Annotated in this window: 22 protein-coding genes and 4 pseudogenes; 9 read left to right on the plus strand and 17 right to left on the minus strand. The window is 68.1% G+C overall.

All coding sequences use genetic code 11. The annotated features are described in order from the left end of the window. Positions 1-56: 56 nt before the first annotated feature. Positions 57-1,112 (plus strand): LacI family DNA-binding transcriptional regulator, encoded by a 1,056-nt coding sequence (locus CA606_RS15495; protein WP_010920901.1) that lies wholly within the window; start codon positions 57-59, stop codon positions 1,110-1,112. Positions 1,113-1,152: 40 nt separating this feature from the next. Here the strand turns inward: CA606_RS15495 and CA606_RS20265 are convergent. From CA606_RS20265 to CA606_RS15505, 3 genes and pseudogenes are all read right to left on the minus strand, one after another. Next, positions 1,153-1,278 (minus strand): annotated as a pseudogene (locus tag CA606_RS20265) (hypothetical protein); the annotation flags it as partial. A 114-nt stretch (positions 1,279-1,392) separates the two neighbouring features. Continuing rightward, positions 1,393-2,838, minus strand: a complete 1,446-nt coding sequence (gene argJ / locus CA606_RS15500; protein WP_181242625.1) for a bifunctional glutamate N-acetyltransferase/amino-acid acetyltransferase ArgJ — start codon at positions 2,836-2,838, stop codon at positions 1,393-1,395. 15 nt (positions 2,839-2,853) lie between these two features. Next, positions 2,854-3,828 (minus strand): peptidylprolyl isomerase, encoded by a 975-nt coding sequence (locus CA606_RS15505; RefSeq protein WP_181242626.1) that lies wholly within the window; start codon positions 3,826-3,828, stop codon positions 2,854-2,856. A 296-nt stretch (positions 3,829-4,124) separates the two neighbouring features. On the opposite strand from CA606_RS15505, the gene secA reads away from it, so the two are divergent. Next, positions 4,125-6,896 (plus strand): preprotein translocase subunit SecA, encoded by a 2,772-nt coding sequence (gene secA / locus CA606_RS15510; RefSeq protein ID WP_096053717.1) that lies wholly within the window; start codon positions 4,125-4,127, stop codon positions 6,894-6,896. Between the two features lie 101 nt (positions 6,897-6,997). Here secA and CA606_RS15515 read toward each other — a convergent pair whose 3' ends face one another. Further along, complete coding sequence (locus tag CA606_RS15515) at positions 6,998-8,407, minus strand: MFS transporter (protein WP_096053716.1); 1,410 nt, start codon at positions 8,405-8,407, stop codon at positions 6,998-7,000. 72 nt (positions 8,408-8,479) lie between these two features. Between CA606_RS15515 and CA606_RS15520 the strand changes: the two genes are divergently transcribed. Continuing rightward, positions 8,480-9,184: an ArsR/SmtB family transcription factor gene (locus CA606_RS15520; RefSeq protein WP_096053715.1), complete on the plus strand. Its 705-nt coding sequence runs from the start codon at positions 8,480-8,482 to the stop codon at positions 9,182-9,184. A 29-nt stretch (positions 9,185-9,213) separates the two neighbouring features. Here the strand turns inward: CA606_RS15520 and CA606_RS15525 are convergent, their stop codons facing one another. The 3 genes from CA606_RS15525 to CA606_RS15535 all read right to left on the minus strand — a co-directional run bounded on the left by CA606_RS15525 (position 9,214) and on the right by CA606_RS15535 (position 11,968). Further along, positions 9,214-10,062, minus strand: coding sequence for a hypothetical protein (locus CA606_RS15525; RefSeq protein WP_096053714.1), 849 nt, complete (start codon positions 10,060-10,062; stop codon positions 9,214-9,216). 15 nt (positions 10,063-10,077) lie between these two features. Next, the gene (locus CA606_RS15530) at positions 10,078-10,932 is read right to left on the minus strand and encodes a hypothetical protein (protein ID WP_181242627.1); all 855 of its coding nucleotides are present in this window, start codon (positions 10,930-10,932) and stop codon (positions 10,078-10,080) included. Positions 10,933-11,149: 217 nt separating this feature from the next. Then, a complete protein-coding gene (locus CA606_RS15535; protein WP_233282160.1) occupies positions 11,150-11,968 on the minus strand; it encodes a hypothetical protein in 819 nt (272 codons plus the stop codon). A 257-nt stretch (positions 11,969-12,225) separates the two neighbouring features. Here CA606_RS15535 and CA606_RS15540 point away from each other — a divergent pair, with 257 nt between their 5' ends. Next, positions 12,226-12,810 carry an SH3 domain-containing protein gene (locus CA606_RS15540; protein ID WP_024265903.1) on the plus strand — a complete coding sequence of 195 codons (585 nt, stop codon included), beginning with the start codon at positions 12,226-12,228 and terminating at the stop codon, positions 12,808-12,810. Between the two features lie 230 nt (positions 12,811-13,040). Here CA606_RS15540 and CA606_RS15545 read toward each other — a convergent pair whose 3' ends face one another. Beyond that, complete coding sequence (locus tag CA606_RS15545) at positions 13,041-13,550, minus strand: type II CAAX prenyl endopeptidase Rce1 family protein (RefSeq protein ID WP_096053711.1); 510 nt, start codon at positions 13,548-13,550, stop codon at positions 13,041-13,043. A 129-nt stretch (positions 13,551-13,679) separates the two neighbouring features. On the opposite strand from CA606_RS15545, the pseudogene CA606_RS20270 reads away from it, so the two are divergent. Continuing rightward, positions 13,680-13,796: pseudogene (locus CA606_RS20270) on the plus strand (hypothetical protein); the annotation flags it as partial. Positions 13,797-14,105: 309 nt separating this feature from the next. Here the strand turns inward: CA606_RS20270 and CA606_RS15550 are convergent. The 3 genes and pseudogenes from CA606_RS15550 to CA606_RS15555 all read right to left on the minus strand — a co-directional run bounded on the left by CA606_RS15550 (position 14,106) and on the right by CA606_RS15555 (position 16,917). After that, entirely contained in the window at positions 14,106-15,230 is a 1,125-nt protein-coding gene (locus CA606_RS15550; protein ID WP_423752935.1) for a Rieske 2Fe-2S domain-containing protein, read from the minus strand. 72 nt (positions 15,231-15,302) lie between these two features. Further along, a pseudogene (locus tag CA606_RS20695) lies at positions 15,303-15,424 on the minus strand (hypothetical protein); the annotation flags it as partial. A 14-nt stretch (positions 15,425-15,438) separates the two neighbouring features. After that, on the minus strand, positions 15,439-16,917 hold the full coding sequence (locus tag CA606_RS15555) for a M20 family peptidase (protein ID WP_096053710.1): 1,479 nt from the start codon (positions 16,915-16,917) through the stop codon (positions 15,439-15,441). Between the two features lie 219 nt (positions 16,918-17,136). Between CA606_RS15555 and CA606_RS15560 the strand changes: the two are divergent. Both CA606_RS15560 and CA606_RS15565 read left to right on the plus strand, forming a co-directional pair. Further along, positions 17,137-17,352, plus strand: a pseudogene (locus CA606_RS15560) (hypothetical protein); the annotation flags it as partial. 230 nt (positions 17,353-17,582) lie between these two features. After that, positions 17,583-17,900, plus strand: coding sequence for an endonuclease domain-containing protein (locus tag CA606_RS15565; RefSeq protein WP_096053980.1), 318 nt, complete (start codon positions 17,583-17,585; stop codon positions 17,898-17,900). Positions 17,901-18,026: 126 nt separating this feature from the next. Here the strand turns inward: CA606_RS15565 and CA606_RS15570 are convergent, their stop codons facing one another. The 5 genes from CA606_RS15570 to CA606_RS15590 all read right to left on the minus strand — a co-directional run bounded on the left by CA606_RS15570 (position 18,027) and on the right by CA606_RS15590 (position 20,073). Beyond that, entirely contained in the window at positions 18,027-18,254 is a 228-nt protein-coding gene (locus tag CA606_RS15570) for a CsbD family protein (RefSeq protein ID WP_233282161.1), read from the minus strand. A 186-nt stretch (positions 18,255-18,440) separates the two neighbouring features. Further along, complete coding sequence (locus tag CA606_RS15575; RefSeq protein WP_096053708.1) at positions 18,441-19,049, minus strand: TetR/AcrR family transcriptional regulator; 609 nt, start codon at positions 19,047-19,049, stop codon at positions 18,441-18,443. An 85-nt stretch (positions 19,050-19,134) separates the two neighbouring features. Next, entirely contained in the window at positions 19,135-19,782 is a 648-nt protein-coding gene (locus CA606_RS15580; protein ID WP_096053707.1) for a TetR/AcrR family transcriptional regulator, read from the minus strand. After that, positions 19,779-20,003, minus strand: coding sequence for a hypothetical protein (locus CA606_RS15585; RefSeq protein WP_010918617.1), 225 nt, complete (start codon positions 20,001-20,003; stop codon positions 19,779-19,781). The genes CA606_RS15580 and CA606_RS15585 overlap by 4 nt, the downstream gene beginning before the upstream one ends. Beyond that, the gene (locus CA606_RS15590; protein ID WP_181242628.1) at positions 19,939-20,073 is read right to left on the minus strand and encodes a hypothetical protein; all 135 of its coding nucleotides are present in this window, start codon (positions 20,071-20,073) and stop codon (positions 19,939-19,941) included. The genes CA606_RS15585 and CA606_RS15590 overlap by 65 nt, the downstream gene beginning before the upstream one ends. A gap of 284 nt (positions 20,074-20,357) precedes the next feature. On the opposite strand from CA606_RS15590, the gene CA606_RS15595 reads away from it, so the two are divergent. Together CA606_RS15595 and CA606_RS15600 are read left to right on the plus strand one after the other, a co-directional pair. Beyond that, complete coding sequence (locus tag CA606_RS15595; RefSeq protein ID WP_096053706.1) at positions 20,358-20,561, plus strand: twin transmembrane helix small protein; 204 nt, start codon at positions 20,358-20,360, stop codon at positions 20,559-20,561. A gap of 37 nt (positions 20,562-20,598) precedes the next feature. After that, positions 20,599-21,177 (plus strand): cob(I)yrinic acid a,c-diamide adenosyltransferase, encoded by a 579-nt coding sequence (locus tag CA606_RS15600; protein ID WP_096053705.1) that lies wholly within the window; start codon positions 20,599-20,601, stop codon positions 21,175-21,177. Between the two features lie 149 nt (positions 21,178-21,326). Here the strand turns inward: CA606_RS15600 and CA606_RS15605 are convergent, their stop codons facing one another. After that, positions 21,327-21,632: a hypothetical protein gene (locus tag CA606_RS15605; protein ID WP_181242629.1), complete on the minus strand. Its 306-nt coding sequence runs from the start codon at positions 21,630-21,632 to the stop codon at positions 21,327-21,329. Between the last annotated feature and the right edge of the window lie 67 nt (positions 21,633-21,699).

The following is a 21,699-nucleotide window of genomic DNA, read 5'->3' on the forward strand; positions in this document are numbered from 1 at the left end:
TCCAAGCCGTACCCGAAGCGGTCTAGTGTCCGCGCCGAAGAGGGACGGACTTAAGTATGAACCAGCCTGTCGAGCGCCAGCGTCGCCGGACGACCCAGAGCGCCACGATCCGCGACGTGGCGGCCCGGGCGGGGGTCTCGCCGATGACGGTGTCGCGGGTCATCAATCGCGAGAGCACGGTCAAGGAAGAGACCCGCCAGCTGGTCGAGAAGGCCATCGCCGACCTCAACTACGCGCCCAATCCGGCCGCCCGCAGCCTGGCCGGCAGCGCGCCGTTCCGCATCGGCCTGCTCTACGACAACCCCTCGACGGGCTATCTGTCGGAGTTCCTGGTCGGGGCGCTGGACGAAAGCAGCCGCACCGGCGCCCAGATCGTCATCGAAAAGTGCGCCGAGCCGGAGCTGGCCCGCGCCACCCTGGCCCGTCTGCTGAAGACCGGGGTCGACGGCCTGATCCTGCCGCCGCCGCTGTGCGAGTCGCCCGAGGTGCTGGCCGAGATCCGCGCGGCGGGCGCCGCCGCCGTGGCCGTGGCGCCGGGCACGGCCAGCGCCGACATGGCCACCATCCGCATCGACAACGAAGCGGCCGCCTTCGAGCTGACCCAGCACCTGATCGGCCTTGGCCACAAGCGCTTCGGCTTCATCAAGGGCCATCCGAACCAGACGGTCAGCCAGCAGCGCCTGGACGGCTTCATGACCGCCCTGAAGGCCGCCGGGATCCCGCAGGAGAACATCCGGGTCGAGCAGGGCTATTTCACCTATCGCTCAGGCCTGGAGGCGGCCGAGCGCCTGCTGGCCGCCGAACCGCGCCCGACCGCGATCTTCGCGGCCAATGACGACATGGCCGCCGCTACGGCGGGCGTGGCCCATCGCCTGGGCCTGGACGTGCCGGGCGACGTCTCGATCGTCGGCTTCGACGACACCTCGATCGCCGACAACATCTGGCCGCCCCTGACCACGGTCCATCAGCCGATCGCGGCCATGGCCCGCGCGGCCGTCGATCTGGTGCTGGAAGAGATCCGCCGCCACCGCGACGGCGGCGGCGAGCCCCGCCAGCTGATGCACCCGCATACCCTGATCGTGCGGGATTCTAGCGGGCCGGCTGGGGTGTAGCCCGTCGGCGCCCCCAAGAGCGCCCCCTCCGTCACGTCGCCTATCGGCGCCGCGCCACCTCCCCCGCGATGCGGGTGAGGAGGAAGCGAGTCCCCTCCTGCCCCGCTTGCGGGGGAGGTGGATCGCTGCGGATACGCAGCGAGACGGAGGGGGCGTCCCTGCGTCCTTCGAGGCTCGCCTTCGGCTCGCACCTCAGGATGAGGAAACCCGTTACTGAACGCCTCATCCTGAGGTGCGCGCGCCTGAGCGCGCCTCGAAGGACGCAGGGCGCGTCAGCCCCCTAGCTCCGGTAATCCCCGTTGATCGCCACGTACTGCTTGGTCAGGTCGCAGGTCCAGACCGTGGCCGAGCCGCGGCCCACCCCGACGTCCACCGAGACCTCGAAGGCCTGGTTCTTGACGTAGGCGCTCATCTTGGCCTCGTCGTATTCGGCCGAGATCAGGCCGTCGCGCGCGGCGTAGAGGTCGCCGAACTTGACGCTGATCTTCTCGCGGGCCACCGGCTCGTCGGCGCGGCCCACGGCCATGACGATGCGGCCCCAGTTGGCGTCCTCGCCGGCGAAGGCGGTCTTGACCAGCGGGCTCTCGGCGATGGTGCGGGCGATCTTGCGGGCGCTGGCCGGGCTCTCGGCGCCGTTGACGGTGATCTTGACGAACTTGGTCGCGCCCTCGCCGTCCTTCACGAGCTGCAGGGCCAGATCCAGCAGCACGCCTTCCAGCTTCTCGCGGAAGTCGGCCAGGCGCTTGTCGCCCGGACGGCTGATCTTGGGCGCGCCCGACTGGCCTGTGGCGAACAACAGCAGGGTGTCGTTGGTCGAGCGGTCGCCGTCCACCGTCACGCAGTTGAAGGTGGTGCGGGTATAGAGGCTGACCAGGGTCTGCAGGGCGGCCGGGGCGATGGCCGCGTCGGTGGCGACAAAGGCCAGCATGGTGGCCATGTCCGGCGCGATCATGCCCGAGCCCTTGGCGATGCCGGCGATCTTGACCTCGACGCCGTCGATCAGCGCCGTCGCATAGGCGCCTTTCGGGAAGGTGTCGGTGGTCATGATCGCCCGGCCGGCCTCGGCCCAGGCGTCAGCCTTCAGGCGGGCCTCCACCTCGGGCAGGCGGGCGGTGATCTTGCTGTCGTCCAGGATGACGCCGATGACGCCGGTCGAGGCCATCATCACGTCGCGCTGGCGGCAGTCCATCCGCTTGCCGACGGCCGTGGCCACGCGGCGCACCGCATCGGCGCCGGGCTTGCCGGTGAAGCTGTTGGCGCAGCCGGCGTTGACCACCAGGGCGCGCACGTCCGCGCCGCCCGTCGCCGCCAGCTGGCGCTTGCACCAGTCCACCGGGGCCGAGCCGACGCCGTGGCGGGTGAAGACGCCCGCCGCCGAGGTGCCCTCGGAAAAGCGCATCAGGAGCAGGTCTTCGCGCTCGTGCTTGTAGAAGCCCGCCCGGCCGGTGGCGATCTCGACGCCGGCGATCGGCGGAATGGTCGGGAACGGCACGGCCAGCGGCGAGATCGCCAGACCCGGCTTGCCCGCGCCCGTCGCGGCCTTGGCCGGGGTCGCGGAGGCCTGGTCGGACTCGCCGGCCGACTTCTGGGCGCGGCGCAGGCCCGCGCGCTTCAGCGCCGAGGTCAGCGGATCGACGATCGCGTCGATGACCCCATGGGCGCGTTCGGCGGGCGTGGCCACGGGCTCGGCGGCGTTATCGGCGGGCGTCTTCGTCGTCTTGGGCATGGACCGCTCGTATACTTACTTCTTCGCGGGTTGGGCGGGTTGGGCGGCAGGCGGCGGAGCCGAGGCAGGCGCGGCGCCTTGCAGTTCCGCCGGGGCCGAGGCGGGCTCCTGGGCGCTGCCGGCGGGCAGTTCCTGGGACTTGCCGATCATCATCTCGACCTTGGCCGAGCCGCGCAGCTTCTCGAGGATGTCGCGGACCTGGTCATAGGTCAGGAAGCGGATGATCTGCGGGCGCGCGGCCTCCAGGGTGATCGGCTCCTCGACGCGCTTGTCCTCGACCTTGACCAGCACCCAGCCGCCCTCGGCCGCGAAGGGCCCGATCAGCGCGCCCTTCTGAGCGTCCTTCAGGGCCACGCCATAGGCCTCGGGCATCACGTCCAGGGTGAAATAGCCCAGGTCCCCGCCGTTGAAGCGGGTGGCCTGGTCGGTCGAGCGCTCCATGGCCAGGGCGTCGAACGAGGCGCCGGTGGCCAGGAGCTTCTTGATGCTCTCGGCCTCGGCCTGGCTGCCGACCAGGATCTGGCGGGCGCGGATCTCTTCGGAGCGCTTGGAGAGCTTCTGCTGCTCGGCGTAGAGCTTGCGGATGGCGTCCTCGGTCACGGCCTTCTCGACCACGCCCTCGACCAGCATGTCGCCCAGGATGCGCTCGCGGGCCGCGGCCAGGCGGCGCTGGGCCAGCGGGTCCTTGTCGAGCTTGCGCTTGGTGGCCTCGGCGGCCAGCAGCTTCTGGTCGATGACCTCGTCGAGGCGCTGGCGGAACACCTCGCTGGAGATGTCCAGCGGCTCGCCCTCGCTGATCAGCCCTTGCGCCACGGCCTCGCGCTTGACGTCGCTGGCCCAGATCACCTGGCCGTTGACCCGCGCCACGGCCGTGTCGCCCGGCTCGGGCGGCTTGTCGGCGACCTTGTTCTGGCCGCAGGAGGCGATCATCAGCGCGCAGGCCATAGCGCCCAGCACGCCCATCAGGCGGAAAGAGGTCTTCAAGGCCAAGATCTCCGGCTTTGCTGAATGGGCTCTAGCGCGGTTTTTACCCAAGGGGAAACGGCTTCGCGGCCGAAAGCGTTCTGCGTCCTGAAAACCGCCCCTGGAGCCAAGGTTTCAGCCGCTTAAACCCTCTTTGTTCTAGGGTCTTCGCGTTGACACCACGGGGGGCGGTGCTTAAGTCTCCGGCCGCACCGGAACAGCGAGTTTACGCGTTGTTGCGGCCGATTTTCATCTCCGTAGTCGAGGCCTCTCAGCCTTAGCGCCGGCCTCCTCGTCCAAACCGCCCTCCGGATTCCCCCTGAATGCTTGGTTTCGCCAAAAAGCTCTTCGGCTCTTCCAACGAACGCAAGGTCAAGACGCTGACCGGGCGCGTGGCCAAGATCAACGCCTATGAAGCCGAATACGCCGCCCTCTCCGACGAGGCGCTGAAGGGCAAGACGGCCGAGTTCAAGGCGCGCCTGGAAAAGGGCGAGACCCTCGACGACCTGCTGCACGAAGCCTTCGCCGTGGTGCGCGAAGCCTCCAAGCGCGTGCTGGGCATGCGCCACTTCGACGTCCAGATGGTGGGCGGCATGGTGCTGCACTTCTCGGGCATCTCGGAGATGCGCACCGGTGAAGGCAAGACCCTGGTCGCCACCCTGCCGACGTACCTGAACGCTCTGGAAGGCAAGGGCGTTCACGTCATCACCGTCAACGACTATCTGGCCCGCCGCGACGCCGACTGGATGGGTCAGGTCTATAACTTCCTGGGCCTGTCTTACGGCGTGATCGTCAACGGCCTGAGCCAAGGCGAGCGCCAGCGCGCCTATCGCAGCGACATCACCTACGGCACCAACAACGAGTTCGGCTTCGACTATCTGCGCGACAACCTCGTCTACAGCGTCGAGGAAATGGTCCAGCGCGGCCACAACTTCGCGATCGTCGACGAAGTGGACTCGATCCTGATCGACGAAGCCCGCACCCCGCTGATCATCTCGGGCCCGACCGAGGACCGCAGCAGCTTCTACAAGACCATCGACGTGCTGATTAAGGAGCTGATCCTCGACACGTCGATGTACGACCACGACGAGAAGCAAAAGCAGGTCATCCTGACCGAAGAGGGCCAGGAGAAGATCGAAGAGATCCTGATGTCGGGCGGCCACCTGGCCGAGGACTCGGCGGGTCTCTACGACGCGGCCAACGTCTCGGTGGTGCACCACGTCAACCAGGCCCTGCGCGCCAACATCCTGTACACGCGCGACAAGGACTACATCGTCAAGGGCGGCGAGGTTGTCCTGATCGACGAGTTCACCGGCCGCATGATGACCGGCCGCCGCCTGTCGGAAGGCCTGCACCAGGCCATCGAGGCCAAGGAAGGCGCCGACATCCAGCCCGAGAACCAGACCCTGGCCTCGGTGACCATCCAGAACTACTTCCGCCTCTACAAGAAGCTGTCGGGCATGACCGGCACGGCCTCGACCGAGGCTCAGGAATTCGACGACATCTACAAGATGAGCGTCTCGGAAATTCCGACCAACCGCACCATCCAGCGCATCGATGACGACGACGAGGTCTATCGCACCGAGCGCGAGAAGAACCAGGCCATCCTCACCCAGATCGCCGACTGCCACGTGCGCGGCCAGCCGATCCTGGTGGGCACCGTCTCGATTGAGAAGTCTGAAGAGCTGTCCAAGCTGTTGTCGACCTTCAGCTTCGAGAAGGACGGCAAGAAGCAGAAGGGCATCCCGCACCAGGTGCTGAACGCCCGCTTCCACGAGCAGGAAGCCGTGATCGTCGCCGACGCGGGCGTGCCCGGCGCGGTGACCATCGCCACCAACATGGCCGGTCGCGGCACCGACATCCAGCTGGGCGGCAGCATCGACATGCGCCTGTTCAACTGGCGTCAGCAGCAGCGCGGCATGGGTCTGGAGATCACCGTCGAGGACGAGGCCGAAGAGCGCGCCCGCCTCGAGACCGAGATCGCCGACCGCAAGAAGCAGGCGCTGGACGCCGGCGGCCTGTTCGTGCTGGGCACCGAGCGCCACGAAAGCCGCCGCATCGACAACCAGCTGCGCGGCCGTACCGGCCGTCAGGGCGACCCGGGTCGTTCGAAGTTCTTCCTGTCGTGCGAAGACGACCTGCTGCGCATCTTCGCCGGCGAGCGCCTGGATGCGATCATGCGCACCTTCGGCGTCCAGGAAGGCGAGGCGATCACCCACAAGTGGCTGAACAACGCCATCGCCACGGCGCAAAAGCGCGTCGAGCAGCGCAACTACGAGATCCGCAAGAACCTCCTGAAGTACGACGACGTCGTCAACGACCAGCGCAAGGCCGTGTTCGAGCAGCGCCAGGAGTTCATGGAGTCCACCGACCTCTCGGACATCATCGCCGAGATGCGCCACGACACGATCGACGACCTGGTCGCGCGCCACCTGCCGCCCAAGGCCTATGCCGAGCAGTGGGACGTCGAGGGCCTGACCGAGCGCGTGAAGTCGATCCTGGGCCTGGACTTGCCGATCGCCGAGTGGGCCGCCGAGGAAGGCATCGCCGACGAGGAGATGAAGGAACGCATCACCAAGGCGGCCGACGCTTATGCCGCCCAGCGCGAGGAGATCATCACGCCCGAGCAGATGCGCTCGGTCGAGAAGAACTTCCTGCTGCAGATGATCGATCTGCAGTGGCGCGAGCACCTGATGCACCTGGATCACCTGCGCAACGTCATCGGCCTGCGCGGTTATGGCCAGCGTGATCCGCTGAACGAGTACAAGACCGAGGCCTTCTCGCTGTTCGAGAAGCTCTTGGGGGACCTGCGCACCAACACCACCCGCTGGCTGATGACGGTCGAGATCGCCTATGCCGAGCCGGAAGTCCCGTACCAGTCGCTGGAAGGCCTGCAGGAAGTCCACCTGGATCCGCTGACGGGCGAGAACGCCGCCGTCGCCGGCGCGATCCCGGACGGCCTGTCGTCCCAGCAGCGCGAAGCCCTGCCGGTCGCCGCCTTGCCCGAAGAGTGGGAGCGCACCAACCGCAACGCCCCCTGCCCCTGCGGCTCGGGCAAGAAGTTCAAGCAGTGCCACGGCTCGCTGGTGCGCTAGAGCCTTTAGTATCCGATCTCCCCGGCGAACGCCGGGTCCAGATCGAACAGAAGGGCGCCGAGCGGCTTCGCTCGGCGCCCTTTCGCTTTCACGGCTGACGCTCAAGGATGAATCTGGGCTTCGGCGTTCGCCGGGGAGGTCGGGTTCCTCTTTCCACCACGCGGAAGAAGGACGATCGCAGCCGCCCCGAGCAGCATCGCTGCGGCGGCGATCCCTGAGCTTCGAACCCCGGCGACCGCGTCGACGCTGGCCAGGGCGCCGAAGATCGCGACGCCGGCCGCGCCGCCCACCTGGCGGCAGGCGTTGAGCGCGCCGGAAGCGGCTCCGGCCTCATGGCGATCGACGCTGGCCAGCAGACCGCTGGTCAGGGCCGGGATGGCCAGGCCCATCCCACCGGGGATCAGGGCGAAGCCGGGCAGCATCTCCAGCATGCCGCTTTCTGCGCCCAGCCGGGCGGTCAGGGCGTAGCCGCAGGCCGCGATCAGCACGCCGCCCGCTGTCACCGCCCGCGCGCCAAGGCGCGAAACAAGACGACCGCTGGCGAGGTTGGAGACGATGAAGGTGGCCGTCAGCGGCAGGAAGGCCAGTCCCGCCTTGCCCGGCGGCCAGTCGAGGGCCCGCAGCATGTAGAGGCCCAGGACGAAGATCATCCCGTAGTAGGTGAAGTTCAGGGCCGAGCCGACCACCACCGCCAGCCAGGCCGGGCGCCGGGCGAAGGCGGCCAGCGGCATGACCGGATGCACCGCCCGCCGCTGGTGACGCAGGAACAGCCCCAGCAGCCCCAGCCCCGCGACCAGCGCGCCCGCCGGCCAGGCGCGCCATCCGCGATGACCGCCCTCAATCAGCGCGCCGACCACCAGGGTGACGGCGGCGACCGCCAGGACCTGTCCGGTCAGGTCCGACGGCGCGGCCGGCTTGGGCGGCGTCGGGGGCGCAACGATCTGGGTCAGGATGGCGCCCAGCAGGCAGATCGGCAGATTGACGAAGAACACCCAGCGCCAACCCAGGGTCTCCACCAGCAGGCCGCCCAGCACCGGGCCGGCGGCGATCGACACCCCGCCGGCCGCCGTCCACCAGCCCACCGCCGAGGCCCGCTTGCGGTCGTCGCCGTGGGCGGCGTGGGCGATCAGGGCCAGGGACGGCGGGATCAGCAGGGCGCCCGTCGCGCCTTGCGCCGCGCGCGCCACGATCAGGCTCAACGGTCCAGCAGCCAGGCCGCAGATCGCCGAGGCCACGCCGAACAGCACCAGGCCCCAGACGAAGGCCCGTTTGGGGCCGATCCGATCGCCGATCGCGCCCGCTGACAGCAGCATCGCCGCCAGCGCCAGGACATAGGCGTCGACCAGCCATTGCAGCTGCGCGGTCGGGGCGGCGAATGTCCGGCCGATGGCGTCCAGCGCCACATTGACGATGGTGACGTCCAGTTGGGTGACGAAGAAGCCGAAACTGGCGGCGGCGGTGACCCAGCCGAGGCGGGGCGCGGGCGAGGAGGCGATCATGGGCCGGCTCATGCGCCCTGGAGCGGGCGCGTTGTTACACGCGCCGATGAACCATCACGCGCCGATTGGGTCTAAGGTGACGCCATGGACGCCAACATCGCCTCCCCCGCCGCCCTGATCGGCGATCCGACCCGCGCGGCCATGCTGCAGGTCCTGCAGGACGGCCGGGCCCAACCCGCCAGCGCCCTGGCCTGGGCCGCCGGCGTCACCGCCCAGGCGGCGAGCAACCATCTGGCCAAGCTGGTCGATGGCGGGCTGCTGGCGGTCGAGCGCCAGGGCCGCCACCGCTACTACCGGCTGGCCTCGGCCGAGGTGGCGCACGCGATCGAGGCCTTGTCGGTGATCGCCGCTCCGGTGCGTTCGCTGGAGATCCCGCGCTCGCCCAAGGCCCGCGCCCTGCGCGACGCGCGCTGCTGCTACGGCCATCTGGCCGGGCGCCTGGGCGTGAAGGTCTGTGACGCCCTGCTCGACCGCGACCTGATCCGTCCGGCCGGCGACAAGCGCTATGCGATCACGCCCGAGGGCCACACCTGGTTCGAGGACCTCGGCGTCTCCAGCCAGACCCTGCGCGGCGCGCGCGGTGTGGCGCGGCCCTGCCTGGACTGGACCGAGCGCCGCCACCACCTGGCGGGCCCGCTGGGCGTCAAGCTGCTGGCGGCGATGACCCAGCGGGGTTGGCTGGCCCTTGAGCCCAACGGACGTGCGGTTCGCCTGACAACGAACGGCGCTCGGGCGCTGCTGGAACGACTGGGCGTAAGCCTTGAGGACGCCGACCAGGCGGCGGCGTAACCCAGGGCCGGAACACCCGCCGACGAAGGCTACCCGGAATAGGGCACGCCCCTGACGGTCTCGTCATAGGCGGTTGGGGGGTTGTTCTCGACGTCCATCAGCTTGCCCTTGGGCGCCTGCAGTTCGCGCAGGCGCCAGGCGTTGGGCCCAACGCGCATGAAGACCGCGTCGGTCTGTTCGTCTGTCACCGCCTCCGTGCCCTCCTGGCCGGTGGGGCGCAGGCAGTAGCCCTTGATCTCGGTGTCGCTGACCCACGCTTCGGGCAGACAGCGCGCCTTGAAGTCAAACTTGCGGTGCGGCTTGGTCCACCAGTCGCGCAACTGGGTGCTGACGCGGCCCACGTCGCCGACGCTGTAGGTCTGCTCCTGGTACCCGACGGCGAACACGGCGCCCCGCCGCAGACCGAACCCGTCATGGGATTCGATGGCGGCTCCCCGCTCGTCATAGAAGATGGAGCCGGGCTCATCGACTTGGCCGATCAGATGATAGGTCACCCGGTAAACGGTCTGAACGCCGCTGGCTGTCGGCACCTGAATGACTTCGCTCAGCAGGTGGAATTGTTCCTCGTCATCGGTCAGGACCAGGCCGGGCTTGCCGTTGTGCAGGAGCGTCAGCGTCTGACCCTGGCGCGCGTTCGGCTGGCCAAGGGCCTTCAGCAACTCGGCCTCGTCCTTTCGCCCTTCCAAGAAGTCGGGGTGGGAGCTCGCCGGCGGCGGCGGCTGCGCCGCCTCCGCTGGGGGCGAAGCGGGCGCCGGCGCGACGGGCTTGGCCGCCTCCGCCGGCGGCTTGGCGGCGCCGGGCGGCTTGTCACAGCCCGACAGGGCGCCAAGGACCGCCAGGCTGAGCGCTAGGGTCACGGATTTGGACGGGTAAGACATTAGGGCCCCTAGCGGCTACTGATACCCCGAATAGGGCACGCCCCTGACGGTCTCGTCATAGGCGGTCGGGGGGTTGTTCTCGACATCCGTCACCTTGCCCTTGGGCGCCTGCAGTTCGCGCAGGCGCCAGGCGTTGGGTCCCACGCGCGTGAAGACCGCTTCGGTCCTTTCGTCTGTCAACTCCACAGTGCCCTCCAGGCCAGTGGGGCGCTGGCAGTAGCCCTTGATCTCGGTGTCGCTGACCCACGCTTCGGGCAGGCAGCGCGCCTTGAAGTCAAACCTGCGGTGCGGCTTGGTCGACCAGTCGCGCAACTCGGTGCTGGCGCGGCCGACGTCGCCGACGCCATAGACCTGCATTTGGTATCCGACCGCGAACATGGCGCCCCGCCACAGACCGTACCCCTCATAGGACTCGATGCGGGCGCCCCGCGCGTCATAGAAGGCGGGGGAGGGTTCGTCTGACACGCCGATATAGTGCGTGGTCACCTCGTAGACGGTCTGTACGCCGTTGGCGGTCGGGACCTGGAGGACGTCGGTCAGCAGGTAGAACGCGTCCTCGTCATCGGTCATGACCAGGCCGGGCTTGCCGTTGTGCATGAGCGTCAGGGTCTGATCCTGGCGCGCGTTCGGCTGGCCTAGGGACTTCAGCAAATTGGCCTCGTACTTACGCCCGTCTATAAATTCAGGGTAGGCGGTCACCGGCGGCGCCTCCGGCAGCGGCTCCGCCGTGGCCGCCGGGGCTGCAGGCGCGACAGGCTTGGCGGCCTCCGCCGGCGGCTTGGCGGCGCCGGGCGGCTTGTCGCAGCCCGACAGGGCGCCAAGGGCGGTCAGGCTGAGCGCGAGCATCACGGATCTGGACTGAAACGACATAAGGCCCCCCGGCCGACGAAAATGGCGGTGGCACACTAGCCAGAACCGCACGGCGGGCAAGGCGGCGCCCGCGTGGGGTTGTACGGGGCGAGGCTTATCCGCAGGACCCATTCAGTCGGTGCGGTCTCCGACCCGGTTCAGCGGAATCTTCCAAAGCCGCTTTGGGCTGTTCGCTGGGCTCGCCCGACCGTCACGTGTTCACGAAGGGCTGATCGCCCTAAAAGGCCACGCCCTCGACGGTCTCGTCATAGGCGGTCGGGGGGTTGTTCTCGACGTCCATCAGCTTGGCCTTGGGCGCCCGCAGTTCGCGCAACCGCCAGGCGTTTGGCCCAACGCGAGTCACGACCGCATCAGTATTCTCGAGTGTGCCGTTGGGCTGCACGCCGGGTGAGGCATCCTGCAACGCAGGACGCGAACAGACGACCTTGAGCTCGGTGTCGCTAATCCAGCGGGATGCGTTACAGCGCGCCTTGAAGACATATTTCCGGTGCGGCGTCTTCGTCAGGTCGTGCAGCTCGAGGGTGTTGTTGCCTGGAGAACCAACGTCGTAGCCCTGATCGCTCCAGGAGATCGCCGCGATGGCGCCGCGCCAGATCGCCCAGTCGCTATAGGTCTCGATCTCGACGCCGTTCTGGTCGAACAGGGTCGCGGAGGGCTCATCGACCTGCCCCGTGAGGTGATGACTGACTTCATAGTGGATCTGCTCGACGCCATCGCGGGTCATCGTGATGACATCGGTCAGCACCCACGCTTCGTTTTCGGGGTCTGTCAGGGACAGCACGACCTTGCCGTCGCGCCGGATCGTCAAGGTGTCGCCCTGCCGGGCTTCGGGTTGGCCCAGTTCCTTGAGAAGCAGAGCCTCCTGCTCGCGCCACTCGCGCTTGTCGGGGTCGGTTTCCGCTTCCACATAGGCGGGGCCCGTCGCGGGCTTCTTGATCGTGGTGGGCGCGGGCGCCGTCGTGGCCTGCGGCGCCGGGGGCGGCGCAGGCTTCTGGTCGCAACCCGCCGCCAGCAGTAGCGCGGCCGTCAACAGCATCCCGCGTGCGGGTTTCAATCCAAGAGCCATGACTTTTCCCCCGGGCGACGCCCCCTGCGCCGATATCCGAGCCGCAAGCCTGGCGCAATCGCATGCAACTCGATTTGAGAGCAGCCACGCAGGGCTCGTCCGCCTTTTTTCACATGAACGAATTCTGCCAGAGCGGTCCGCGCAACCGTTCAGCTTCACCCTGTCATGGTCTGTCTCACGGGGTTGCTGACCCCGGAGACTTTCAAAAGGGACGAAGGACCAAGACCATGACCATCACCCAAACCACCATTGGCAAAATCAAGACGATCACCCTGACCCTGGGCGCTGCGGCCACCGCGCTGGCGATGACCGCCGCCCCCGCCGCGCACGCCATGGACGAGAAGCTGGGCGGCGTCGTCGGCTGCAAGGCCTCGGGCAAGAAGCAGGAAGTCGGCGCCGTCGTCGGGGCCCTGTTGGGCGCCGCGGCCGGCTCGAACCTGGCCAAGAACGACCAGGGCACGGGAACGGCGATCGGCGCCGTGGTCGGCGCGGGCGCCGGCTCGCTGATCGGCTGCAAGATGCAAAAGAGCGACGCGGCCCAAGAGGTCGGCGGGATCTATAAGTCGGGCGGCTTCCGCTACGCCCAGACGGTCCAGGCCGCCCCGCTGGTCAAGATCGAGAAGAAGATGGTCACCCGTTCGACCGTCAACCTGCGGGCCGCCGCCTCCACCCGGGGCGAACGCCTGGGCGCGGTGGACTCGGGCACGACCTTCCAGGCCCTGGGCCGCACCAAGGACGGCAAGTGGATCCTGGTCGGCCAGGACGGCGTCGGCGTCGGCTTCGTTTCCAGCGCCTACGTCTACCGCGCCTAAGCGGGCCAGAGCGATCGAGGGCTAAACCCCCTCGCCGAGCTTTCGGGGCGCGACCGCTCCGTCCCTCTGGCCGCGTTCCGAGAAGAGAGCCCGTCCGGTCCCCCCATGACCGGGCGGGCTTTTTCGTGGGCGAAGCATCGTGCGGAAAAGTGGGAACCGGTTTTCCGCAAAAACGATGCGAAAACAAAGCGTCAGAGCGGAATGTGCGATTCCTGAATCGCGCATTCTGCTCAGGACAGGGCGCTGACCCCGCCCAGCCAGGTCTGCCAGACCACCACCAGCGCCCAGTGCAGCAGCACCGCCGGCCAGACTGAGCCGGTCACCCGCTTGGTCACCGCGCAGCCCAGGCCCAGCACCGCGCAGCACAGCAGGAAGTCAGGCCGCAGGAACACCTGCGCGGCGTTGGGCAGGAAGGTCAGGGCCTCGACCACGTGCCACAGCACATAGAGGCCGGTGGCGACGCCGATCTCGACCCACGGCCGCCGCCCCTCGCCCGGCCCCGGCGTCAGCACCGCCCGGAACGGGATCTCCTCGCCCAGCGCCGGGATCAGGATCACGGTCAGCATCCGCCAGGCCAGGTCCGGCTGGGTCGGGGTCAGGTGATAGAGGCCCGTCGAGAAGCCGATCACCGCCATGGTCGCCAGGGTGATGGCGGAGACCACCAGGCAGAACAGCCACCCCCGCGCGCTCGGCAGGGTGCGCAGGCTGGAGAGGAGGCGGTGGCGGTAGGTGTTCATCATGGGGTCGCTCCCCTTCTCCCCTTGCGGGAGAAGGTGTCAGCGTAGCTGACGGATGAGGGGTTGAAAGGCCTGTCCGGAAGCGGACAGTGTGATCGTCTGTTGGGGGTGGGGAGCGGACCTTTGGCTCTCAACGCCCCCTCCGTCTCGCTGCGTATCCGCAGCGATCCACCTCCCCCGCAAGCGGGGCAGGAGGGCAGCGGTTTCGTCCTCACCCGTGAAACGGGGGAGGTGGCGCGGCGCCGATAGGCGACGTGACGGAGGGGGCGCTCTTCGGTCCCCTCAGGATCGCTAGCAGTCTCCAATATCCCTCCAGAAACCCGACCTTCCCGGCGAGGTCGGGCTTCTAGCTCGGTGCGTCCTTCGAGGCTCGCCTACGGCTCACACCTCAGGATGAGGAACACTGTTGCTGAACACCTCATCCTGAGGTGCGCGCTCTTGAGCGCGCCTCGAAGGACGCAAGGAGGCCAAGGTCCCCTCAGGGTCGAACCCGGAAATCAGGCCATCGCCCGAAACCCCTCACCCTCCCACCGCTACGCGGCGGGCCCCGCCCTCGCCTCACGTCCGCCAGCGCAGCGTCTGGTCCCGCACCGGATTGACGAACGGACGGCCCTCTCGGCGGCTGGCGTTCCATTCGCGTTTGCACTGGTGGTACCAGCGGGCCTGCTGGTCGGCGTCGCCCACCCACATCAGGGGCGGGTTGCACTTGAGGCCAGGCGTCTGGTTCTCGACGATGCGGCCGTCCTGGCGCAGGAAGGCGCGGGCGGCGATGCGGATGATCGGATAGAGGGCCGTGAAGGCCCAGTGGTCCGACCACATGATCTGGTTCATCCGGGTCTTGTGGGCGTTGATCGGGGTCATGGCCGACAGGGCCAGCACCTGCTTAGTCCCCACCGTCACATGCTCCCAGCGCAGACCCGGCAGGCGGAAGGTGATCTCGGTCAGCGGCTCGCCGCCCAGGATGGCGTAGGCCTTGGAGTTCTTGGACGGCTCGTGCCGCACCATGGTGAAGCCGGCCTCGCTGGGGGCGAAGCGCTTGTTCTTCTCGTGCTGGCTGGTTTTGGTCCGCCACCACCACTGTTGATGCACATAAGGCCCGTGGGCCGGGTCGATCAGGCCCAGCACCGCGTGGTCGATATGGATGTCGTAGTCCAGGTGGTCCACGAGCTTGGGCTTGCCGCCCACCACGCCCGGGATCACCGGCGGCGGCTCGGGCGGCTGGCCGTCAAAGCGCGGGTCCGACGACATCCAGATCCACACCAGGCCCTGCGCCTCGACCGTCGGATAGCGGCGCACCCGCACCTTGGCGATGTCGAAGTCGCTGTCGGCGGTCAGGGACGGGATGGCCGTGCAGGCGCCGTCCGGCCCAAAGCGCCAGCCGTGATAGGGGCACTCGACGCTGTCGGTCCCGTCGGCCTCGCGGATCAGGCGGCCGGCCGACAGGGCCGCGGCGCGGTGCGGACAGATATCGCGGATCGCATAGACCTCACCGGCCCGTGTACGGCCCAGCAGCACCGGCTCGCCCAGATACTCGCGCTTGGACTTCGTGCCCGGCTTGATGTCCGGCGACAGGGCCGCCACGTACCAGGCGTCCCAGACGAAACCCTCGCCGAACTTGTCGGCGGCGGCGGGTTTGGCTTTCGCGGTGGAGGCGGCGTCGTCTGGCATGGTCTGGCTGTGCATCAAGTTGATTGCGGTTTCACGACGCTAGGAGCCGGGAATAACAGCGTTCTTAGCTCAGCAACGCCCCCTCCGTCACGTCGCGTATCCGCGCCGCGCCACCTCCCCCGCAAGCGGGGCAGGAGGGGAGTGGTGTTCTCCTCACCCGTGCAACGGGGGAGGTGGCGCGCGGCGAAAGGCGCGTGACGGAGGGGGCGCTAAAGCCCCGCCCCTACCGCGACCCCGCCGTCTCCACGAGGCGCTGATAGAACCGGACCATGCGTTCGACATTGTCGAGACTGATATGCTCGTCTGTGCCGTGGATCACCTTGGTGCCGTCGACGGTCAAAACGAGCGGCTGGAAGCGGTAGACGTCGCTTGAGACCCCGCCCATGTAGCGGCTGTCGGTGCCGGCGGTGACCAGGCCCGGCACGACCGGGGCTTTGCTCTCGTCAGCGGCCAGGCCCGCCAGGGTCTTCCAGGCCTCGGACTCGGTGGACGACACGGCCGAGGGCTCGTTGCGGTGCCCCTGGAAGGCCAGCTCGACGGGCAGGTCGCCGACCGCGTCCTTGGCCTTGGCCATCACCTTGTCGGAGCTGTCGCCGGGCGCGATGCGGTAGTTGATCCAGGCGCTGGCGTCCTGCGGCAGGACGTTTTCCTTCGGCGAGCCCTTCAGCATGGTGGGGGCGATGGTGGTGTGCAGCATGGCCGCGCCCGCCGGGCTCTTGGCCGTGACCTTCACCAGCAGCGACGAGAACAGCCAGGTGTTGGCCGCGAAGATCTTCACCACCGGCGAGGCGTGGGGCGAGATCGCCTTCAGCATGTCCGCGCCCGGTCCCTGGAACTTCATCGGGAAGGCGTTGTCGTGGATGGCCTGCACGGCCTTGGCCAGGGTCACGACGCCGCCGCCGTCCTTGGGCGGGGCCGACGAGTGGCCGCCAACGGCCGGGGCGGTGACCTTGAGGGTCGCATAGCCCTTCTCGGCCACGCCGATAATGGCGGCGGGCTTGCTGGTGACAGGGTGGTCGGCGACCACCGCCATGCCCTCGTCCAGCACGAACTGAGCCTTGACGTTGCGCGACTTCAGAAGCGCGGCGGCCGCCTGAGCGCCCTCGCCGCGCACCTCCTCGTCATGGCCGCTGACGATGATGACGGTGCGCACCGGCTTGAAGCCGCCGGCCGCCACGCTTTCCAGCGCCTCGAAGATGGTGACCAGCGAGCCCTTGTCGTCGATCGCCCCGCGGCCCCAGACCTTACCGTCCGCGACGACGCCGGCGAAGGGCGGATGGGTCCACTGGCCCTCGCTGCCGGGGGTGACCGGCACCACGTCCTGGTGGGCCATCAGCACGATCGGCGGCAGGGCCGGGTTCGAGCCGGTCCAGGTGTAGACGAGGCCATGGCCGGCCACGACCTCGCGGGTCATGGCCTTGTGGGCCTGCGGATAGGTGGCCTGCAGCCAGGCGTGCAGCTTGTCCCACTCGGCCGGCTGGTCGTCGGCGCGGTCCTGGTGGCTGATGGTCTGGAAGCGGATGGCCTGCGCCAGATGTTCGGCGGCCTTGGCCACATCGACCGGCCGGGCCGGCGCCAGCCTGGCGGCGGCGGGATCGGCCTGGGCCGGCGCCTCGAACGTCGCGGTGCGCACCGCCACCACGGCCGATACGGCCAGCACCAGCCCCACGGCCGTCAGCGCGACCTTACCCCCGATACCCATAACGCTCTCCCCAAACCTTTGCCCGCGACTGTGCGACCGGCGCAGCGCCCTGGCAATCCTGCCCTTGGGGCGGTGAAGGGGCGAAAGTTATCCACAGGGGCGCGGCCGAGATGGGTTCAATCCCCGTTCTTTTTCGAGCTGAGGCGAGAAAATTCAACGCCTTACAGGAAAACGCAGGTTTCTTGTCCCCGCCCTCCGGCGTGGCCTCATGCTGGAGCCATGACCCAGACGACCTCCGAAACCTGGTGCGCCCGGATGCAGGCCAAGCTGATGGCGGCGATCGACGCCGCCTGGGCCCTGATCGAGGCCAGCGACGACCCCGCCGTGCTGCGCAAGGCCCGCGACCGGGTCAAGGCGTGCGGCGAGATGGCCGCCAATGTCCGCAAGATCGCGGCGATGAGCGGGCCGAGACGGCCAGCGCCGCGCGCGGATGGCGCGGCGGCCGCGCCGGGGTCGGATTCTGCACCTGCGCGGCAGTTGGACCGCCTGAGAGGCGGCGGACGCGGGCGATTGTAGGACGGGAGCCCCGGCTAAAATCCCTCTCTCATGGAGAGAGGGAGGGGCCCGCCGCGCAGCGGTGGGAGGGTGAGAGGTTTCACCGCCCATCCGGAAAATCTGGATTCCTTCCGTTGAGCGTGACCCCCGACCAGGGCCAAGCTCCGGCCATGGATCGGATCGCCGCCGCCCGTCGCCTTCGCAGAAGCCAGACCCTGGCTGAGAAGACGCTGTGGACCCTCGTCCGCAACCGCCGCCTCGGCGGCTTCCGCTTCCTACGCCAGCAGCCGATCGACCGATACTTCGCCGACTTTGCTTGCGAGTCCGCCAAGGTGATCGTGGAACTGGACGGCCCCGCCCATGAGGGGCGCGAGGACTATGATGACCGGCGCACGGAGACTCTGGAGCTTTTCGGCTATCTCGTCCTGCGCTTTCGAAACGAGCGGGTGCTGGCTGACCCCGGTGGAACGGCGGACGAGATCCTGTAGGTGTTGCGTTCGGGCAGGCTGTAGCCTCTCACCCTCCCATCCCGACGGACGTCGGGACGGGCCCCTCCCTCTCTCTAGGAGAGAGGGATTTTACGTGCGCCCCTCAAAGCCTAAGCCAAAAGGCCCCTACTTCTTGGCTTCCTTGATGGCGTCCTTGATCTCGCCCTGCTTGAGGTTGCCGGCCACCTGGTCCTTCTGGCCTTCGGCCTTGAGGTCCTTGTCGCCGACGACCTCGCCGACGCCGGACTCGACCTTGCCGATCGTCTCCTGCTTGCGGCCGGCCTCCTTGTCACAGGCGGTCAGGGCGCCGGTCATCAGCAGGGCGGCGAGGGACAGGGACAGGGTGCGGTTCATCGGACTCTCCAGGGATTGTCCGGCTTGAACGCAAACCTGGCCGTGAGCGATCCCAAGGCGGTCCCATGCAGAAGCGCCCCCTCCGCAAGCGGGGCAGGAGGCAGCCGCATCCTCCTCACCCGTAAAACGGGGGAGGTGGCGCGCGGCGCAGCCGCGTGACGGAGGGGGCGCTATGCCCCGCCCGCTCTACCGCGGCTTCCAGCCTTCGGCGATCATGGCGATCTGGCGGTCCATGGCTGCGGACATGTCGGTCGCGGCCAGGTTTCCGCCGGCCGAGGCGGCCATGCGGTAGTTCCAGGCGTAGGCGGCCTTGAGGGTGTCGACCACCAGGTTGAGGTCCAGATCCGCCCGCACCTCGCCCTTCCGCACCCCGTCCGCCAGCACGTCGATCAGCATCTGGCTGAGGCGCGGATTGCGGCCATAGGGCGTGACGCCCGCTTCGTTGCTGGGATTATAGGACGCAGCGATGTGGGCCAGGAACAGCTTCACCCGCCGGGTCTCGAACGCGTAGTGGATCGCGAAGATCGAACACAGCCGATCGACCGTGTGGCCCCGCAGGAACGGGATCACCCGGTCGAACTCGGCGTAGAGCTCGTCCAGGCGATGGGTCATGACATGGCTAAGCACCTCCGCCTTGGAGGCGAAGGTGGTGAAAACGCTGCCGACAGAAACGCCCGCCCGCTCCGCGATGGCGCGGATGGTCGTCTCCTCGTAGCCGACATCGTTGAACAGGTCCCGGGCGGCCTCGAGAACCTTCTCTCGCGTCGCCGCCTTCTGCTCGTCTCTTACGCCCAAGCCCGCCCCCCTCCGAACACGCCTGCGTCATCCATAAAAAAGTCGAAGGCGCCCCACTCCCCCGAACGGAGCGCCCTCTTGGTGTTTAAGCGCGGGCGCCCGCGAAGATGACCTTCAGTTGATCCGAAAGTCGCGCCAGCAGCGCCTCAACCGACCAGCCGTCGTAGACGGCGCGGCGGTAGTTGGCGACATACACGTCCCAAGTGATCTCGGCCAAGAGCTTGGCGTCGATATCTTTCTTCAGCTGACCTTCGTCGACCGCGCGCTGCAGGGTCACGCCGATCAGCTTGAAGATGTGCTTCAGGTCGTTACGCGCGCGGCGCTCGGCGGCTTCCGAACGGGTCCACGACTCGGAGATGCTGGCGCGCAGCAGCGGCAGTTGCTCCAGGTGGAAGCTGTAGGCCACGCCGAACAGGCCCAGCAGCGCCTCGTCCACCGTCTTGGCGGCGCGGGCGGCCTGGGTCATCTGGGCGTAGATGACTTCGTAGTCGGCGGTCAGGATTTCCTCGAACAGCTCCGACTTGTCAGCGAAGCTGGCGAACACCGCGCCGGTCGACATGCCGGCGGCCTGGGCGATGTCACGGATGGTGGCGCCCTCGTAGCCGCGCTCGCTGAACAGACGGCGGGCGGCGGCCAGCACGCGTTCGCGGGTGCGCTGCTTGGCCAGCGCGCGACGCGTCAGCTTCACCGGGGTCTCGGCGCCCTGGTCGATATTGACGGACACAAAGCTCATGCGGCGGCCTCCAAGCGGGCGAGAGCGGCCTCGGCGCGCTTCTCGAACTCAACACAATACTCATCGACGACGTTCTGAAGGACGTCGGCGTAACGGCGGGCCAGCTGACGGCCATCCTGCGCGGCGTCGCGCAGGTCGGTGATCAGTTGACGGACTTCAGCCATGGCTTCTTCGCGATCGGACGCGGAGAGCGCGGCGGCGGTCGCTAGGCGAGCGCTCATGCGGTGGTCTCCTGTCCCCCGTTTGGGTGAGAAAAGCGCTGAACAGATCGCGGTGGGGGAGGATGATCATGTTCAACGAACGCGTACTGAGAAATAGGAAGCGGGGGCTCTAGCGCCAGGGAGGCGCCAACGCAACCGCGAAAGGGAACAAAAATCGTCGAACGACGACGTGTGGTGTAGCTATGCCACCGTTGTCATGCTGTCACTGCGACAAAAGCCCTCACCGAACAGGTTCGGCGAATTTGCTCAACGGACAACGATTCGCGAGAAACCATCACGCCCGTTCAGCGGGTCGCGCCCTTACGGCTATGGTCTCTATGGCGCGATCGCGAGGCACGCCTTATTCTCCGGGACATGTCCCAGCTGTTCGACTTTCTCGTCCCGGCCGCGCTTCTGGCGGTGCTGATCGCCCTGGGGGCCGGCCTCTACGCCCTGTTTCGCGGGGGCGATTTCGGCCGGTCGTGGTCGAACAAGCTGATGCGGCTGCGCGTGCTTTTGCAGTTCATCGCCGTCATCGTCCTGGTCGCCGCCGCCTTCTGGTGGCGGAAGGGCGCGTAATCATTAGCCTTATTCGCCGAACAGGACTCCGCGACCGATGGTCACGCTAAACCGCATCTATACGCGTACCGGCGATGGCGGCACCACGCGCCTGGCCACCGGCGCGCCGGTCAGCAAGGCCTCGCTGCGGGTCGATTCCTATGGCGGGGTCGACGAGACCAACGCCGCGATCGGCCAGGCGCGCCAGCACACGGCCGCCGATCCAGTCCTGGACGCCATCCTGGAGCGGATCCAGAACGACCTCTTCGACCTGGGCGCCGACCTCGCCACGCCCGAGCAGCACGGCAAGCCCGAGTGGGAGCCGCTGCGCGTCCTGGAAAGCCAGGTCGAGCGGCTGGAGCGCGAGATCGATCAGCTGAACGGCGAGATGTCGGCCCTGACCTCGTTCGTCCTGCCCGCCGGCTCGCCCGCCGCCGCCGCCCTGCACGTGGCGCGCACCGTCTGCCGCCGCGCCGAGCGCGGGGTCGTGGCCCTGTCGGAGATGGACGGTGAAATCGTCGGGACGCCGGCGATCAAGTACTTAAACCGCCTGTCGGACCTGCTGTTCGTCGCCGCCCGCTGGGCCAACGACAAGGGCGCGGCCGACGTGCTCTGGAAGCCCGGCGCGACGCGGTAGCGGGCTGAGCAGGCGCTGACACCGTCATCCCGTGCTTTATGCACGGGACCCATCTTTCCGCTGCAGGTGAAGTGCGGGCCTACGCTCTCACGTAGAAGCTGAACCATGGGTCCCGCGCATGAAGCGCGGGATGACGGAGATTGGCGGACTTACTTCTTCTCGGGCGCCGCCGGAGCCGCCGCCGGAGCAGCCGGCGCGACCTTGGCCGGCGCGTCGGCGGTGGGCGCATCGGCGCTCTGACCGTTCAGCGGCGGGGTGCCGCGCGGGCGGCGGGTCCAGGTCTCGATGGGATAGACCGTGGCGCACTTCATCCACTTGCCCGCCCAGGCGCCGCCGCTCTTCTCGCAGCGATCCTTCGGCCACACCCACATAGCGTGGTAGGCCAGCACGCTGGCGCTGGCCAACAGGAAGATGCCGATGAAGATGTACTTCAGACGGTTGATGGTCTTGTTCATGGCGGCCCCATAACGCCTTTCCGGGCTCAAGGGAATTGTCGCCACGGGCGCTTGGGCGCCGCACCGC

The sequence above is a fragment of the Caulobacter vibrioides genome, assembly GCF_002310375.3.
In the GTDB taxonomy this organism is placed as follows: domain Bacteria; phylum Pseudomonadota; class Alphaproteobacteria; order Caulobacterales; family Caulobacteraceae; genus Caulobacter; species Caulobacter vibrioides_D.

What these genes read in the sequence shown, in the direction of transcription:
- CA606_RS15495 (WP_010920901.1), top strand. Translation starts at nt 57, where the DNA reads ATGAACCAGCCTGTCGAGCGCCAGCGTCGCCGGACGACCCAGAGCGCC.
- argJ (WP_181242625.1), bottom strand. Translation starts at nt 2,838, where the DNA reads ATGCCCAAGACGACGAAGACGCCCGCCGATAACGCCGCCGAGCCCGTG.
- secA (WP_096053717.1), top strand. Translation starts at nt 4,125, where the DNA reads ATGCTTGGTTTCGCCAAAAAGCTCTTCGGCTCTTCCAACGAACGCAAG.
- CA606_RS15515 (WP_096053716.1), bottom strand. Translation starts at nt 8,407, where the DNA reads ATGAGCCGGCCCATGATCGCCTCCTCGCCCGCGCCCCGCCTCGGCTGG.
- CA606_RS15520 (WP_096053715.1), top strand. Translation starts at nt 8,480, where the DNA reads ATGGACGCCAACATCGCCTCCCCCGCCGCCCTGATCGGCGATCCGACC.
- CA606_RS15525 (WP_096053714.1), bottom strand. Translation starts at nt 10,062, where the DNA reads ATGTCTTACCCGTCCAAATCCGTGACCCTAGCGCTCAGCCTGGCGGTC.
- CA606_RS15530 (WP_181242627.1), bottom strand. Translation starts at nt 10,932, where the DNA reads ATGTCGTTTCAGTCCAGATCCGTGATGCTCGCGCTCAGCCTGACCGCC.
- CA606_RS15535 (WP_233282160.1), bottom strand. Translation starts at nt 11,968, where the DNA reads ATGCTGTTGACGGCCGCGCTACTGCTGGCGGCGGGTTGCGACCAGAAG.
- CA606_RS15540 (WP_024265903.1), top strand. Translation starts at nt 12,226, where the DNA reads ATGACCATCACCCAAACCACCATTGGCAAAATCAAGACGATCACCCTG.
- CA606_RS15545 (WP_096053711.1), bottom strand. Translation starts at nt 13,550, where the DNA reads ATGATGAACACCTACCGCCACCGCCTCCTCTCCAGCCTGCGCACCCTG.
- CA606_RS15550 (WP_423752935.1), bottom strand. Translation starts at nt 15,230, where the DNA reads ATGCACAGCCAGACCATGCCAGACGACGCCGCCTCCACCGCGAAAGCC.
- CA606_RS15555 (WP_096053710.1), bottom strand. Translation starts at nt 16,917, where the DNA reads ATGGGTATCGGGGGTAAGGTCGCGCTGACGGCCGTGGGGCTGGTGCTG.
- CA606_RS15565 (WP_096053980.1), top strand. Translation starts at nt 17,583, where the DNA reads ATGGATCGGATCGCCGCCGCCCGTCGCCTTCGCAGAAGCCAGACCCTG.
- CA606_RS15570 (WP_233282161.1), bottom strand. Translation starts at nt 18,254, where the DNA reads ATGAACCGCACCCTGTCCCTGTCCCTCGCCGCCCTGCTGATGACCGGC.
- CA606_RS15580 (WP_096053707.1), bottom strand. Translation starts at nt 19,782, where the DNA reads ATGAGCTTTGTGTCCGTCAATATCGACCAGGGCGCCGAGACCCCGGTG.
- CA606_RS15585 (WP_010918617.1), bottom strand. Translation starts at nt 20,003, where the DNA reads ATGAGCGCTCGCCTAGCGACCGCCGCCGCGCTCTCCGCGTCCGATCGC.
- CA606_RS15590 (WP_181242628.1), bottom strand. Translation starts at nt 20,073, where the DNA reads ATGATCATCCTCCCCCACCGCGATCTGTTCAGCGCTTTTCTCACCCAA.
- CA606_RS15595 (WP_096053706.1), top strand. Translation starts at nt 20,358, where the DNA reads ATGTCCCAGCTGTTCGACTTTCTCGTCCCGGCCGCGCTTCTGGCGGTG.
- CA606_RS15600 (WP_096053705.1), top strand. Translation starts at nt 20,599, where the DNA reads ATGGTCACGCTAAACCGCATCTATACGCGTACCGGCGATGGCGGCACC.
- CA606_RS15605 (WP_181242629.1), bottom strand. Translation starts at nt 21,632, where the DNA reads ATGAACAAGACCATCAACCGTCTGAAGTACATCTTCATCGGCATCTTC.